Annotated in this window: 15 protein-coding genes; 8 read left to right on the forward strand and 7 right to left on the reverse strand. The window is 73.9% G+C overall.

The genetic code is table 11. The features are described 5' to 3' along the window. Window positions 1-267 precede the first annotated feature (267 nt). Window positions 268-1410, forward strand: coding sequence for an NAD(P)/FAD-dependent oxidoreductase (locus EV383_RS09770; RefSeq protein WP_165438293.1), 1143 nt, complete (start codon window positions 268-270; stop codon window positions 1408-1410). 33 nt (window positions 1411-1443) lie between these two features. Next, the gene (locus EV383_RS09775; RefSeq protein ID WP_130289623.1) at window positions 1444-2655 is read left to right on the forward strand and encodes a cytochrome P450 family protein; all 1212 of its coding nucleotides are present in this window, start codon (window positions 1444-1446) and stop codon (window positions 2653-2655) included. Window positions 2656-2710: 55 nt separating this feature from the next. On the opposite strand, the gene EV383_RS09780 is transcribed toward EV383_RS09775, so the two are convergent. The 6 genes from EV383_RS09780 to EV383_RS09805 all read right to left on the reverse strand — a co-directional run bounded on the left by EV383_RS09780 (window position 2711) and on the right by EV383_RS09805 (window position 7815). Continuing rightward, window positions 2711-3352, reverse strand: coding sequence for a CoA transferase subunit B (locus tag EV383_RS09780; protein WP_130289624.1), 642 nt, complete (start codon window positions 3350-3352; stop codon window positions 2711-2713). Then, window positions 3349-4101, reverse strand: coding sequence for a CoA transferase subunit A (locus EV383_RS09785; RefSeq protein ID WP_207223775.1), 753 nt, complete (start codon window positions 4099-4101; stop codon window positions 3349-3351). Before EV383_RS09785 ends, EV383_RS09780 begins: the two co-directional genes overlap by 4 nt. A gap of 92 nt (window positions 4102-4193) precedes the next feature. Continuing rightward, window positions 4194-5417 (reverse strand): MFS transporter, encoded by a 1224-nt coding sequence (locus tag EV383_RS09790; RefSeq protein ID WP_130289625.1) that lies wholly within the window; start codon window positions 5415-5417, stop codon window positions 4194-4196. After that, window positions 5414-6109: a FadR/GntR family transcriptional regulator gene (locus EV383_RS09795; protein ID WP_130289626.1), complete on the reverse strand. Its 696-nt coding sequence runs from the start codon at window positions 6107-6109 to the stop codon at window positions 5414-5416. Before EV383_RS09795 ends, EV383_RS09790 begins: the two co-directional genes overlap by 4 nt. A gap of 72 nt (window positions 6110-6181) precedes the next feature. Next, complete coding sequence (locus EV383_RS09800) at window positions 6182-7099, reverse strand: MOSC domain-containing protein (RefSeq protein ID WP_130289627.1); 918 nt, start codon at window positions 7097-7099, stop codon at window positions 6182-6184. Between the two features lie 68 nt (window positions 7100-7167). Beyond that, on the reverse strand, window positions 7168-7815 hold the full coding sequence (locus tag EV383_RS09805) for an HAD hydrolase-like protein (RefSeq protein WP_130289628.1): 648 nt from the start codon (window positions 7813-7815) through the stop codon (window positions 7168-7170). 65 nt (window positions 7816-7880) lie between these two features. On the opposite strand from EV383_RS09805, the gene EV383_RS09810 reads away from it, so the two are divergent. Both EV383_RS09810 and EV383_RS09815 read left to right on the forward strand, forming a co-directional pair. Next, the gene (locus EV383_RS09810; RefSeq protein WP_130289629.1) at window positions 7881-9026 is read left to right on the forward strand and encodes a lyase family protein; all 1146 of its coding nucleotides are present in this window, start codon (window positions 7881-7883) and stop codon (window positions 9024-9026) included. Continuing rightward, entirely contained in the window at window positions 9023-9811 is a 789-nt protein-coding gene (locus tag EV383_RS09815) for an IclR family transcriptional regulator domain-containing protein (RefSeq protein ID WP_130289630.1), read from the forward strand. The genes EV383_RS09810 and EV383_RS09815 overlap by 4 nt, the downstream gene beginning before the upstream one ends. Before the next feature lie 53 nt (window positions 9812-9864). Here the strand turns inward: EV383_RS09815 and EV383_RS09820 are convergent, their stop codons facing one another. Continuing rightward, the gene (locus EV383_RS09820) at window positions 9865-10890 is read right to left on the reverse strand and encodes a carbon-nitrogen hydrolase family protein (protein WP_130289631.1); all 1026 of its coding nucleotides are present in this window, start codon (window positions 10888-10890) and stop codon (window positions 9865-9867) included. Between the two features lie 113 nt (window positions 10891-11003). On the opposite strand from EV383_RS09820, the gene EV383_RS09825 reads away from it, so the two are divergent. From EV383_RS09825 to EV383_RS09840, 4 genes are all read left to right on the forward strand, one after another. Then, window positions 11004-11942, forward strand: coding sequence for an AraC-like ligand-binding domain-containing protein (locus tag EV383_RS09825; RefSeq protein ID WP_130289632.1), 939 nt, complete (start codon window positions 11004-11006; stop codon window positions 11940-11942). Then, complete coding sequence (locus EV383_RS09830) at window positions 11939-12391, forward strand: nuclear transport factor 2 family protein (RefSeq protein ID WP_130289633.1); 453 nt, start codon at window positions 11939-11941, stop codon at window positions 12389-12391. The genes EV383_RS09825 and EV383_RS09830 overlap by 4 nt, the downstream gene beginning before the upstream one ends. Before the next feature lie 106 nt (window positions 12392-12497). Beyond that, window positions 12498-13607 (forward strand): LLM class flavin-dependent oxidoreductase, encoded by a 1110-nt coding sequence (locus tag EV383_RS09835; protein ID WP_207223476.1) that lies wholly within the window; start codon window positions 12498-12500, stop codon window positions 13605-13607. Further along, the gene (locus EV383_RS09840) at window positions 13607-14941 is read left to right on the forward strand and encodes an LLM class flavin-dependent oxidoreductase (protein ID WP_130289634.1); all 1335 of its coding nucleotides are present in this window, start codon (window positions 13607-13609) and stop codon (window positions 14939-14941) included. Before EV383_RS09835 ends, EV383_RS09840 begins: the two co-directional genes overlap by 1 nt. Window positions 14942-14944 lie beyond the last annotated feature (3 nt).

A 14944-nucleotide genomic window follows, 5' to 3' on the forward strand; every position in this document is an offset into this window, starting at 1 on the left:
CGCGGCCCGGGCTCCGGGTACGTGGGCTCCCGCGCAGGAGCGGGGCGGACGTCACCGGGTCCCGACGGCGCGGTCGTACGGCTCGACGGGGAGACGAGCCCGGACCGCGCGCGGTCGGATCAGGACGGCGTGTGAGCGGTCGGCGCGCACAGGAGGCGGCCGACGGTCGGGGACAGGACGCCCCCGGCTGCTCAGAGGAAGAAAATCCGCATGGGCGAGAAGGTAGACCGCGTCGGGCGGACGTCGCCACCGAATTACGGTGGGCCCGTGACCAGCGGCCGGAACAGCACCGACATCGCCGTGGTCGGCGGCGGCATCGCGGGCGTCTCGATCGCCTACGAGCTCGCCGCGACCCGGCGCGTCACCCTGATCGAGGCCGAGCCCGACCTGCCGCTGCACTCGACGGCCCGCTCCGCCGCGACCTACGTCCCCGGCCACGGCTCCGGCCCGTTCCGCGCCCTGATCACCGCCAGCGGCCCCCGCTTCGTCGCCCTCGCCGACGAGCTGGGCACCCCGCCGCTGCTCACCCCGCGCGGGGTGCTCTGGGTGGCCGTCGACGACGACGGCGAGGCGGCGATGGACGCCGTGCTCGCCGAGCAGGCCGGCGAGCCGGGTGCACCGGTCCCGCTGCCGGTGGCCGAGGCCGTCGAGCGCTGCCCGGTGCTGCGCACGCCCCGGGCGGCCGCGCTCACCGAGGCCGCGGCCGACGCCGACGCGATCGCCCTGCACGCCGGCTACCTGCGCGGACTGCGTCGCCGCGGTGGGACGGTGCTGCGCGGCGCCCCCGTGGAGACGATCACCCGGGACGGCGCGGGCTGGCGGATCGCGGCCGGGACGCACCACGTCACCGCCGCCGGGATCGTCGACGCGGCCGGTGCCTGGACCGACGTCGTCGCGGCCCGCGCGGGCGTGCCCGGGATCGGGCTGGTGCCGCACCGGCGCACGATCGCCGTCTGCCCCGTGCCGGACCCGTCGGTGCTGCACGGGCCGTCCGCAACGCCGCTGCCGATGGTCGTCGACGTGGGCGAGCGCTTCTACCTCAAGGCCGAGGCCGGCGCGGTGCTCGTCTCCCCGGCCGACGAGACCCCCGCCGAGCCCGGTGACGCCCGGCCGGACGAGCTCGACGTCGCGCTCGCCCTGGACCGGGTGCGTGCCGCGACCACGTTGCCGCTGCACTCGGTGCGCACCGCCTGGGCCGGGCTGCGCTCGTTCGTGCCGGACCGCGCGCCCGTCGTCGGGGCGTGGCCGGAGCATCCCGGCTTCCACTTCTTCGCCGGTCAGGGCGGGTCCGGGATCGAGTCCGCGCCCGCGCTGGCCGCGCTCGGGGCCGCCGTCGTCACCGGGACCGCGCCACCGCCGGACGTCACCCTCGACCTCGATGTGGTGTCCGTCACGCGCCTCTCGGCGTAAGCGCGCGCTTACACCGATGGCACCATGGAGGACATGGCGCTGACCACCACCGGCACCGAGCAGCACGCGCTGTTCGACGGAGCCTTCTGGACCGACCCGTACCCGGCCTACGCGGAGCTGCGGGAGGAGGAGCCGGTACGCCGCCTCGACCTCCCCGACGGCGTGATGTGGCTGATCAGCCGGCACGACGACGTCCGCGAGGCGTTCGTCGACCCGCGGCTGAGCAAGGACTGGCGCTGGACCCTGCCCGAGGACCAGCGCGCCGCGATGCCGGCCGCGCCGACGCCGATGATGATCCTGATGGACCCGCCGGACCACACCCGTCTGCGCAAGCTCGTGAGCCGCGCGTTCACCGTCCGGCGGATGGCCGAGCTGCGCCCGCGCGTGCAGGAGATCGCCGACGAGCTGCTGGCGGACCTGCCGGAGGACGGCACCGTCGACCTCATGCGCGCCTACGCGTTCCAGCTGCCGGTCCAGGTGATCTGCGAGCTGCTCGGCGTCCCCGCGGAGGACCGCGACGAGTTCGGGGCCTGGTCCTCGGTCCTCGTCGACGACTCGCCGGACCAGGCGAAGATGGAGTCGATGGGCAAGCTCTCGGGCTACCTGGCCGAGCTCATCGAGCGCAAGCGCACCGAGCCCGACGACGCGCTGCTCTCGTCGCTGACCCAGGTCTCGGAGGACGACGGCGACCGCCTGTCGTCGGAGGAGCTCGTCGCGATGGCGACGCTGCTGCTCATCGCCGGGCACGAGACGACCGTCAACCTGATCGGCAACGGCGTCCTGGCCCTGCTCACCCACCCCGACGAGCTGGCCCGGCTGCAGGCCGATCCGGACCTGATCGACTCCGCGGTGGAGGAGTTCCTGCGCTGGGACTCCCCGGTGGCCAACGCGCCGATCCGGTTCGCCAGTGAGGACGTCGTCTACTCCGGGACGACGATCCCGGCCGGCTCGATGGTCATGCTCGGCCTGGCCGCGGCCAACCGCGACGAGAGCTGGGCCGCCGACGCCGCCGCGCTCGACATCGGCCGCGAGGCCCCGACCGGCGGCGTGTTCTTCGGCCACGGCCTGCACTTCTGCCTCGGCGCCCAGCTCGCCCGCAACGAGGGCCGGGTCGCGATCGGCTCGCTCGTCGCGACCCGCCCGGACATCGCCCTGGCCGTCGACCCGACCGAGCTCACCCACCGACGCAGCACCCTCGTCCGCGGGCTGACGAGCATGCCGGTCACCCTCGGCCGCCGGGTCTGACGACGGTCGTGCGCGGATGTCACCGCCCTGGCAGCGATATCCGCGCACGGGCGCGTCAGCGCAGGACGGCGCCGGTGCGCTCGCGGACCTGGTCCTCCGTGACGCCCGGCGAGCACTCGACGAGCTCGAGGCCGTCGTCGGTGACGTCGATGACGGCCAGGTCGGTGACGATCCGGTCCACGCACTTCAGGCCGGTGATCGGCAGCGCGCACTCGTCGAGGATCTTCGGCGACCCGTCCTTGGTCGTGTGCTCCATCATCACGATCACGCGACGGGCGCCGTGCACGAGGTCCATCGCCCCGCCCATGCCCTTGATCATCTTGCCCGGGATGGCCCAGCTGGCCAGGTCACCGGCCACGCTGACCTCCATCGCGCCGAGCACGGCGACGTCGAGGTGCACGCCGCGGATCATCCCGAAGCTGTCCGAGGAGCCGAAGTAGCTCCCACCGGGCAGCGTCGTGACGGTCTCCTTGCCGGCGTTGATCAGGTCCGGGTCGACCTCGTCGTCGGTCGGGTACGGGCCGACGCCGAGGATGCCGTTCTCGGAGTGCAGCACCACCGTCCGGTCGGACGGGATGAACCCGGGGACCAGCGTCGGCATGCCGATGCCGAGGTTGACGTAGGAGCCGTCGGGCAGCTCCTGCGCGACCCGGGCCGCGATCTGGTCCTTGCTCAGGCCCTCGATCTTCTCGCTCATGACTCCCGCACCGTCCTGATCTCGACCTTCTTCTCGACGTCCGGCACGTGCACCACGCGCTGCACGAAGATGCCGGGGGTGTGCACCTCGTCCGGGTCGATCTCGCCCGGCTCCACCAGGTGCTCGACCTGCGCGATCGTGATCCGCCCGGCGGAGGCGCAGTCCGGGTTGAAGTTCCGCGACGCCCGGCGGTAGACGAGGTTGCCGTGCCGGTCGCCCTTGAACGCGTGCACCAGCGCGAAGTCCGGGGTCAGCGCGCGCTCGAGGACGTAGTGCTCGCCGTCGAACTCGCGGACCTCCTTGGCCGGGGAGTTCACCGCGACCGAGCCGTCGGCGTTGTAGCGCCACGGCAGGCCGCCCTCGGCGACGAGCGTGCCGACGCCGGCCGGGGTGTAGAACGCCGGGATGCCGTTGCCGCCGGCGCGCAGCCGCTCGGCCATGGTGCCCTGCGGGGTGAGCTCCAGCTCGAGCTCACCGGCCAGGTACTGGCGGGCGAACTCCTTGTTGTTGCCGACGTAGGAGCCGATCGTGCGCCGGATCCGGCCCGCGGCGAGCAGGTTGCCCAGCCCGAAGCCGTCGACGCCGAGGTTGTTGGAGATCGTCTCCAGGTCCGTCGCACCCTGGTCGATCAGGGCCTCGATCAGCACCGTCGGCACGCCGGACATGCCGAATCCGCCGACCGCGAGCGACGACCCGTCGCCGATGTCCGCCACGGCCTCTGCGGCGGAGGCCACCACCTTGTCCATCATCGGGGCTCCCTCGCGTCCGACCTCGTCGTCTCCATGGGCGATCACGATACCGCACTGTGCGAGGAACGGACAGATGTACGCATCGCGCACACTCAGGCCAGGACGCGGTTCCTGCCGGCGAGCACACCCGCGACGAGCGCGACGGCCAGCATCGCGAGGACCACCAGCAGCGGCGGGGTCCACGAGCCGGTGGCGTCGTGCAGCGCCCCGATCGCCGGCGGTCCGGCCGCGGCCACCAGATAGCCCAGGCACTGCGCCATGCCGGACAGCGTCCCGGCCCGGTGGTGATCGGCGGTGCGCAGCCCGAACAGCGACAGCGCGAACACGACCCCGCCGCCGACGCCGACTCCGATCGCGGCCACCCACAGCACCGCCAGCGGCGGGACCAGCAGGATCCCGGCGACACCCACCCCGCACAGCAGCGCGTAGGCGAGTGCGAGCGGGCGCTGGTCGGGCAGGCGCTGGATCAACGCCGCCGACGACAGCGCGCCGGCGATGCTCAGGATCTGCAGCACGAACTGGTGCCAGCCCGCGGCGGCGGCGCTCGTCCCGACGGCCTGCTCGATCGAGGGCAGGAACGTGATCAGCGTGTAGTAGACGGTCGACTGCAGGCCCATGAACACCGTGACCTGCCAGGCAAGTGCCGAGCGCCAGATCGGACGGGCGGGTGCGCCCGGTGACCCGGTCGGAGCCGGGGGAGGGGTGACGGCGGCGCGGCGGCGCATCCGCGGCAGGAACACCGCCAGCCCGATGAGGGCGAGACCGGCCCAGATCCCGAGCGAGAGCCGCCAGCCGTGCTGCACGGTCCCGGCGATCGGCACGGCGAGCCCGGCCGCGACGGCCGCGGCCGCGCTCTGCACCGAGGAGTAGAGCCCGGTCATCGCTCCGATGCGGTCCGGGTGGTCGCGCTTGACCAGCACCGGCAGCACGACGTTGAGGAACGCCACCGCGACACCGAGCCCGGCCGTGCCGACCCACAGCGATACGACACCCGACAGGGTCCCGACGCCCCACGGCGCGGACCGCACCACGATCGAGACCGCGAGCAGGGCCAGCGAGGCGCCCAGGACACGCTCGACGCCGAAGCGCCGCGCCACCGCGGGCGCGACCGGCGACAGCACCGCGAACGCGACCAGCGGCACGCTGATCAGCGCGGACGCCGTCGAGCTGCTCAACCCGAGGTCGAGGCGCAGGTCGTCGAGCACCGGCCCGACCGCGGTGATGCCCGCCCGCAGGTTCGCCCCGATCAGGAGCAGTCCGACCAGGGCCAGTGAGAGGCGGGTGCCCCGGGGTGTGGTGGTGGCGTGGGCGGTCACGAGGTCGCCGCCGGGTACGAGCGGCGGACGATCTCCGCGGCGAGGGACTCGGCGCGGTCCGCGTCGCCGTCGGCGATCGCGTCCAGCAGGTCGGTGTGGCAGGCGTTGAGCTCGTGGTTCTCCGCCAGGAACGTGGCGAAGTCCGGCGTCGCCGAGACGGCCTCGATGTGCTCGGCGAGACCGTCGAGGTTCTCGTGCAGCTCGGCGAGCAGGGCGTTGCCCGAGGCGGCGACGACGGCCCGGTGGAACGCCACGTCCGCGGCGGCGAAGGTGCGCGCGTCGGACGCCCGGTCGCGCTCGTCCAGTGCGGCGCGGATCGACTCGAGGTCGGACGGCGTGGCCCGGCTCGACGCGAGACGGGCGCCCTGGCACTCCAGCATCGACCGGACCTCGGCGGCGTCGCCCGGACGGCCGCGGCGGGCGCGCCGCTCCAGCACGGCCCGCAGCTCGCTGCGGGCGCGCACGTAGGTGCCGTCGCCGGGGCGGGCGTCGAGCAGCCCGGCGTGCACGAGCGACCGCAGGCCCTCCCGGACGCTGTTGCGGCTCACGCCCAGCTCGGCGACGAGCGCACTCTCGGCGGGGATGCGCATCCCGACCGGCCAGTCGCCGGAGTCGATGCGGTCGCGCATCCTCTCCGCGATCTGCATCGAGAGGGGGACGTTGCGCTGCAGTCCCTCGAGTCCGGCGGTCACGGGCCAAACGTAGGACAGCTGGACGGGACATCACAACCGGAGCGGTCGTGGCGCCGGATCGCCCGGTAGGGCTCAGCCGGCGGGCACCGGGTCCGGGACCGGCGTGGTGTGCGGGTCGCCGACGGCGATGTCGCCCGGCTCGGCGATCTCGGCGTACACCCCGGCGCACGCCCACGTCCCGCCGATCTGCGGGATCTCGATCCGGTTGTTCTTCGCGATCCCGCGCAGCGTGTCCGGGTCGTCGGAGAGGTCGCCCTGCCCGAGCGTCGTCATCACGCAGCGCATGGTGGCGAACGAGAACGCGATCCGCGCCGTGTCGCCGATGGTGCTGCTCGACCCCGGCCAGTCGTTCTCCACGAAGCCCGCGTCGTCGCCGCGCAGCACGATGTTCGGGCGGTAGCGGCGCGCGTCGTACGTCGCGTCGGGAGACAGCTCCTGCAGCCGGTCCAGGGTGGACTCGGTGAGCACGTGCAGCGACGACAGGTCGAAGAACGTGCCCGGGGCGCCGAACGCGGAGATGTCGAACTTGCTGATCACCTCGCCGGAGTCCTCGTGCCGGATCGTGGTGTCCTCGATCAGCTGGCGCGGGGCGAGCTGCTGCGGGGTCAGGCCCTCGATGTCGGGCCACAGCTCCTCGAAGTAGCTGCCCTCCGGCGGCACCGAGATCAGCGTGACGTCGCGGCCGAGCGCCGTCGAGAGCGCCTTGTCGATGCCCTCGTCGTCGCTGCGCAGCGTCGAGCCGTCCGGGAACGTGATCTCCACCGGCGGCGCCGCGTCCCCGACGACCGGCTCGGCCACGAACCGGGCGGAGAAGCTCAGCAGGTCCTTCCACCGCTTCGGGACCTTGGCGCTGGCGATGATCCCGGTCTCGGTGTCGAGGATCGCGTAGGCGCGGTCGCCGAGGAGCCCGCGCTCGGTGATGGTGGCCCGCGGGATGGACTCCCCGAGCATCGACTTGACCGGGTACCGGAAGAGCGCGACGACCGTCATGACCTGTGTATATCGGTCGTCCCCGACAGCGGACACGGGCCGATCGGAGGGGTCGGAGCGGCGTGTCCTCAGCTGAGGAGGGCGGCTCTCAGCTCGTCCGCGGATGCGTGGATCGCGACGGCCCCGGCCTCGGCCAGTTCACCCGGTTGCCCGTAGCCCCATCCGGCGCCGTGGCAGTCCAGCCCGTGCTCGCGGGCGCCGACGACGTCGTGGAAGCGGTCGCCGACCATCAGCGGCGTGTCGGACCCCGAGGGGTGGCCCAGCAGGCGCAGCGCCTCCGCGACGACGGCGGCCTTGGTGGGGCGGGCGGCGTCGCGGGTGTCGCCGACGATCTCGGTGAACAGGTCGGTCCAGCCCTGGTTCGCCAGGATCTTGCGCGCCGAGACCTCGACCTTGCTCGTGGCCAGCGCGGTCGCGACGCCGGCCTCGGCCAGCGCGCGCAGCAGCTCCTCGATGCCGGGGTAGGGCGTCGAGCGTTCCAGGCCGCCCTCCTCGGAGTAGATCCGCCGGTAGACCGGCATCACCGCGGCCGCGGCCTCGGCGCCGACGATCGGGGGCAGCGAGTCGTAGAGCGGCGGGCCGAGCAGGCGCTCGTCGAGGGTGGACGGGTCGTACTCGGCGCCGATCTCGTCGAACGCCTCGCGCAGCGAGCCGAGGATGCCGGGGGCGGAGTCGACGAGGGTGCCGTCGAGGTCGAGCAGGATGTGAGTGAGCACCCGGGCATTGTCGCTGACGGCCGTGTCCAGGATGCGGGGTGGACGCATGTCGTACGCTCGTACGCATGGCGAACGAGCTGTTCGACCCCCTCTACGGCGCCGACCGCGTGGCCGGTGTGCTCGACGGCGGGGCGTGGATCGCGGCCCTGCTGGAGGTCGAGTTGGCGCTGACGAACGCCGCCACCGACGCCGGGATCGTCGACGAGCACGACGCGGACGCGGTCGAGCCCGCGTTCGGCGCGATCCGGGTCGGTCCGGCGGAGCTGGGCGCGGAGGCCGTCGAGGGCGGCAACCCGGTGATCCCGCTGGTCCGGCGCCTGCGCGCGGCCGTGGAGAAGGTCCGGGACGGGGCCGGGCGGGCCGTGCACCCCGGCGCCACCAGCCAGGACGTCATGGACACCGCCCTGGTCCTGCTGACCCGCCGTGCCGGGTCCCGCGTCGTCGAGGACCTGCGCGGGAGCGCCGACGCCGCGGCCGCGCTCGCCACCGCGCACCGCGACACCCCGTGTGCGGCCCGCACGCTGGGTCAGCAGGCGCTGCCGACGACGTTCGGTGCCGTCGCCGCGTCCTGGTGCTCCGGGCTCGACCGCGCCGCCGCCCGGCTGGCCGGCCTGCTCGGGGAGCTGCCGGTGCAGTTCGGTGGCGCCGCCGGAACCCTCGCCGCGTCCTACCCGCACGGCCCGGCCGTCGCCGACGGGCTCGCCGCCCGGCTGGGGCTGGCACCGCAGGGTGTCCCGTGGCACACCGAGCGGACCCGGATCGGGGAGCTCGCCGGGGCGCTGGGCGTCGCGGCGGGGGCGTGCGCGAAGCCTGCGACCGACGTCGTCCTGCTGTCGGGCACCGAGCTGGGGGAGGTGTCCGAGGCCGCGCCGGGGGACTCGTCGTCGATGCCGCACAAGCGCAACCCGATCGCCGCGGTGACCGCGCGGGCCTCGGCGCGGCGGGCACCGGGTCTGGTCGCGACGCTGCTGGCGTCGATGGAGCAGGAGCACCAGCGCGCGGCCGGGGCGTGGCACGCGGAGTGGGTGACGCTGGCCGACCTGCTGCGGGCGTCGTCGGGTGCGGCGTCGCGCCTGCGTGCGTGCCTGGAGGGGCTGGCGGTGCACCCGGACGCGATGGCGCGCAACCTGGCGCTCGCCGCCGGGGACCACGACGCGCCGCACCACGCCGGCGACCTGGTGGACCGGGTGCTGGCCGGGCGGGTGCGGTGACGGCGCCGCGGCCCGACCACGTCCAGTCCCTCGTCCGGGGCCTCGCGGTGATCCGCGCGTTCGACGCCGAGCACCCCGAGCAGACGCTGTCCGACGTCGCCCGCGCCACCGACCTGACCCGGGCCGCGGCGCGGCGGTTCCTGCTCACGCTCGTCGACCTGGGCTACGTGCGCACCGACGGACGGCTGTTCTCGCTGACCCCGAGGGTGCTGGAGCTGGGCTACTCCTACCTGTCGTCGATGGGCCTGCCCGAGGTCGCCGCCCCGCACCTGGAGTCGCTGGTCTCCCGGGTGCGGGAGTCGGCGTCGGTGTCGGTGCTCGACGACTCGTCCGGCGGCCACTACGACGTCGTCTACGTCGCCCGCGTCCCGACGTCGCGGATCATGACGGTGACGATCACGATCGGCACCCGTTTCCCGGCCTACGCCACCTCGATGGGCCGGGTGCTGCTCGCCGCGCTGCCCGCACCCGAGCTCGACGCCTACCTGGCGCAGCTACGCCCGGAGGCGCTCACCGACCGCACCCTGGCCGACCCCGATGCCCTGCGCGCCGTGCTGGACGAGGTCCGGGCCGACGGTGTCTGCGTCGTCGACCAGGAGCTGGAGGCCGGTCTGCGGTCGATCGCGGTGCCGGTCCACGACCGCTCCGGACGGGTCGTCGCCGCGGCGAACGTGTCCACGCACGCCTCCCGGGGGACGGCCGGGCAGCTGCGTGACGACGTCCTGCCCGAGCTGCGCGCGTGCGTCGCCGCGATCGAGGCGGACCTGCGCGCGGCCGGGAGCTGATCACCGGCCGCGCGCAGAGCTGTGTCACCGGGACCCGTGGCCCCGGTGCCGTCTCAGGCCTCGACCGGGGATCGGGTCGGGGCCGCGTCGGGGACCTCGCCGTCCAGCTCGACGCCGGGGGTCGAGAACGGGACCACGCGATCACCGGGGGTCTTGTTCAGCAGCAGGCGGGTGACGTCCGGTCGGGAGTAGTGCCCGGTCGGGTCGGCGGCGGCCTTGGCCAGGGAGATCAGGCTCAGGTCGAGGTCGGCGTAGACGATGCCCTCGGCGTCCTCGGCCAGCGGCTCGGTGAGCAGCTGCCCGTCCGGGGCGTAGATGCCGGCGTGCCCGCCGCCCACCTGCAGCAGCGCCTGCTTGGTCTCGTCGGTGCACAGCAGGTCGACCATGTCCTGCGAGACCGTGGCGCACGGGGCGAGGACGAAGCACTGCCCCTCCACGGCGTAGACGCGGCTGGCGGCGGTGTTCACCTCCGGGCCGAGCGCGTAGGCGCCGCCCTTGTAGAGCGAGAAGCTCGGCCACGCGCCGACGTGCACCTGCTCGTTCTGGGCGTACATCGCGTACTTCGACAGCGGCTGCAGGTGCTCCCAGCAGCACAGCCCGCCGAGGCGCCCGAGCGGGGTCTCGTAGACCGAGAGGTCCGAGCCGTCGCCCTCGCCGAACACCGTGCGCTCGACGTGGGTGGGCTTGAGCTTGCGCCGAGTCGCGATGGTCTTCCCGTCCGGCCCGATGATCCACTGCGCGATGTAGAGGCTGCCGGCCTGCCGCTCGGAGACGCCCATCACCACGGTGATGTCGTGCTCGCGGGCCGCGGCGGCGAGCTTGTCCGCCTGCGGCGAGCCGTAGACCAGCGAGTTGTCGTGGTAGCGGGGGAAGAACTGCAGGCCCCAGGCCGGCGCGTCGAGCCAGATGAACCAGGGGTAGCCGGGCAGCCATGTCTCCGGGAAGCCGATCAGCTTCGCGCCGTTGCCCGCGGCCTCGGCGATCAGGGAGACGGCCTTGTCGACGCCGGCGTCGAGGTCCAGGAACGCGGGCGCGGCCTGGACGGCGGCGGCGCGGAAGCGGGGGTGGTCGATGCTCATGCCGTCCGAGAGTGGCGGCAGCCACACGTGAGCGCTGGTCCGTGCGTGTCGTCCTGCTGGTTCCTGCGACGCACGATCTTGCCGAGCCGACCGGTGCTCCCTACCGTCGATGCATGGGACGGCTCCTGAGCACGGACGACGCCGGGTCCGGCGAGCGTCTCGCGTACTGGAACGAGGCCGTGTCCGACGCCTACGTGCGCCTGTCCTGTGACGCGCCCGGCGGGGACGTCGTCGGCGACATCCGGGTCGACTCCCTGGCCACGCTGGAGCTGTCCCGGGTGGCGGCCACCGCGCAGCGGGTGACCCGGACGCCGTCGCTCATCGCGGCGGCCGCCGAGGACTACTTCCTGGTCAGCATCCAGACCGCGGGCACCGGCCGGATCACCCAGGACGGGCGGACCGCGGAGCTGAGCGCCGGCGACTTCGCCCTCTACGACTCCACCCGCCCCTACGAGCTCGCGTTCGACGACGACTTCGCCCAGTACGTGCTGATGCTGCCCGGCCCGCCGCTGCGCTCGCAGCTGCGCGACACCCCGGACCTGACCGCGCGGCGGGTCGGCGGCTCCCGGGGCGCCGGGCACCTGACGATCGAGATGATCCGCACGCTGGCCGCCGACGTCGCCGTCCTGGAACCCGCCGCGGCCACGGCGGTGGCGCGCGGCGTCGAGCACATCGTGGTGGCCGGGCTGAGCTCGCTGGGCGGTGACGAGCCGGCGCCGGAGCCGTCCGCGGAGGCGCGCCGCGAGCAGGCCAAGGCGTGCGCCCGGGCCCGGCTGCGCGACCCCGGGCTGACCGTCGCCGCGCTGGCCGCGGCCCTGCACACGTCGGTGAGCACGCTGCACCGGGCGTTCGCGACCGAGCCGTACTCGATCGCGGAGTGGATCTGGGCCGAGCGCCTCGACGCCGTCCGGGCCGAGATCTGCGACCCGGCCCTGCGGCACCGCACGATCAGCGACCTGGCGTTCGGCTGGGGGTTCTCCGACGCCTCCCACTTCAGCCGCGCGTTCCGCGCCCGCTACGGGTGCACGGCCAGCGAGCTGCGCCGCGGATGAACCCTCTCGAGCTGATCACCCGCTACTACGACGGCTGCAGCACCGGCGACGTCGAGGCCATGACGGCCACGCTGCACCCCGACGTCGTGCACTGGTTCCTGGCCCCGAACGTCGGGTCCGCCCCGGTCGCCGGCGCCGAGCACCTGGCCCGGTACTGGCGCAAGGTGCAGGCCCGGATCGACGCGCGCTGGGTCGTCGACCACGCCCTCGTGGGCTCCGACGAGGCCGTCATCGAGTGGACGATGTTCTGGCGCCCGCCCGGGGGCAGCGAGCGGGTCGCTACGCGCGGCGCGGAGTGGTTCACGATCACCGACGGCCTGATCCGCGAGATCCGCTCGTACTACCAGCAACGCGAGCACACGACCGAGCTCGACGCGTTCGACTACGCCGCCCGCGGCTACTCCACGGCCGGTGCGGAACACAGCACCCTGCACCGGCCCGCGGGGTGAGCGCGGGGTCGCCGCCGGGTTGCCGCCTCCGTGGGCGGGGAACATCCCGTCGTCGGGACCGCGTTGGCCCTGATATGACCGGCACGCGGTGGGGATCGGAGACACGGTGAGCGAACGCATGCATCTGGCCGTCGAGCTGGGCGGGGCCGGGCGTCATCCCGGCGCCTGGCGGTTGCCCGGATCCGACGCCGCGGGGCTGTTCACCGCCGAGCACCATCTGGCGCTGGTACGCACCGCGGCCCGGGCCGGCCTGGACCTCGTCGCGCTCACGGACTCGTTCGTGCCCCCGTCCGACGACCCGGACGCGCTGCGCGGCTCGCTCGACGCCGTCGCGATCGCCGCGCGGGTCGCGCCGGTGGTGCCCGGGATCGGGCTGGTGCCGACCGCGACCGTCACCCACACCGAGCCGTTCCACCTGTCCAAGGCGATCGCGACGCTGGACTTCGTCTCGGCCGGACGGGCCGGGTGGGAGCCCGCGGTGTCGCGCACGCAGGCCGAGGCGGACCTGTTCGGGCGCAAGGACGCCGCGGGTCCCGATGAGCTCTGGCGCGAGGCGTCGGAGGCGATCGACGTCGTCGTCCGGCTCTGGGACTCCTGGGAGGACGACGCGGAGATCCGCGACGAGCCGACCGGACGGTTCGTCGACCGCGAGAAGCTGCACTACGTCGACTTCTCCGGCGAGTTCTTCTCCGTGAAGGGCCCGTCGATCACCCCGCGCTCGCCGCAGGCGCACCCGCCGATCGTGCTGCGCGGCGACGACCCGCACGCGGTGGCGGTCGCCGCGAGGTGGGCCGACATCGTCCGGATCGCCGCGCCCACCGTCGAGGCGGCGGGGGAGCTGCGCGACCAGATCCGCACCGCCGTCGCCGACTCCGGGCGGGACCCGGACGCGGTGACGGTGCTGCTCGACGTCGAGACCCTGGTCGGAGGTGACCTGGCCGAGCTCGACGCGCTGGCCCCGGCCGGCGCCGACACCGCGCCCCGCGGACTGCGCCACGTCGGGGACGCGGCCGGACTCGCCACCCTGCTGCGCGGGGCACGCCACGCCGCCGACGGGTTCACGCTCGTCCCGCTGGCCCTGCCGTCGGGCCTGGACCGGATCGTCGACGAGGTCCTGCCCGCCCTCGGCGACGCGTGGACCCCGGCGCCGGAGGGGACCCTGCGGGAGCGGTTCGGTCTGACGCGGCCACGGAACATGTACGAGGGAGTTCGCTGATGAGCAAGAAGCAGGTCCACCTCGCGGCGCATTTCCCGGGCGTCAACAACACCACGGTCTGGAGCGACCCGGAGTCCGGGAGCCAGACCGACTTCTCCTCCTTCGTGCACTTCGCGCAGACCGCCGAGCGCGGGCTGTTCGACTTCCTGTTCCTCGCCGAGGGCCTGCGGCTGCGCGAGCACCGCGGGCGGATCCACGACCTCGACGTCGTCGGGCGCCCGGACACGTTCACGGTGCTCAACGCGATCGCCGCCGTCACCACGCACCTGGGGCTCGGCGGGACGATCAACACCACGTTCAACGAGCCCTACGAGCTGGCCCGCCAGTTCGCGTCGCTCGACCATCTCTCCGGCGGGCGCGCGGCCTGGAACCTGGTGACCAGCTCGGACGCGTTCACCGGCGAGAACTTCCGCCGCGGCGGGTTCCTCGACCCGTCGGACCGCTACGAGCGCGCCGGCGACATCCTGGCCGCGGCGAAGGAGCTGTGGCTGTCCGCGGGGGAGGAGGTCCGGCACACGTCGGCCCAGTTCGACTTCCACGGCCGGTTCACGCTGCCGCCGACGCCGCAGGGCCACCCGGTGCTGATCCAGTCCGGCGACTCCGACCAGGGGCGCGAGTTCGGCGCCGCCACCGCCGACGCGATCTTCTCCCGGCACTCGACGATCGAGGCCGGGCAGGAGTTCTACCGCAACATGAAGGACCGGCTGCCCCGCTACGGGCGCACCGACGCCGACCTGACGATCCTGCCCGCGGCGACCTTCGTCATCGGCGACACCGCCGCCGACGCCGAGGAGAAGGCGCAGCACGTCCGTCGCGCGCAGGTCTCGCCGCAGACCGCGATCGCGTTCCTGGAACAGGTCTGGGGCCGCGACCTGTCCGCCTACGACCCGGACGGCCCGCTGCCCGACCCCGACCCCGACCCCGAGGCCGCGTCGATCACCCGCGGCCGGGTGCGGCACGAGAAGGACACGCTCAAGGTGGCGAACGACTGGCGCGACCTGGCCGCGTCGACGAAGGGCAGCGCCCCCGGCGGCGGGCTCACCATCCGCGAGCTGATCATCGAGACGACGGCGCGGCAGTCGTTCGTCGGGACGCCCGCACAGGTCGCGGCGCAGATCGACGACGCCGTGCAGGCCGACGCCTCGGACGGGTTCATCCTCATCCCGCACCTGGTGCCCGGCGGGCTCGACGAGTTCGTCGCCGCCGTGGTCCCGGAGCTGCAGGACCGCGGCGCCTACCGCACCGCCTACGCCGGCACGACCCTGCGCGACCACCTGGGCCTGCGCCGCCCCACCACCGCCGAGGTCGCCGACACCACCCGCCGGTCGGCCTAGCGG

Origin of the sequence: Pseudonocardia sediminis, assembly GCF_004217185.1 — a bacterium.
Classification (GTDB): Bacteria; Actinomycetota; Actinomycetes; order Mycobacteriales; family Pseudonocardiaceae; genus Pseudonocardia; species Pseudonocardia sediminis.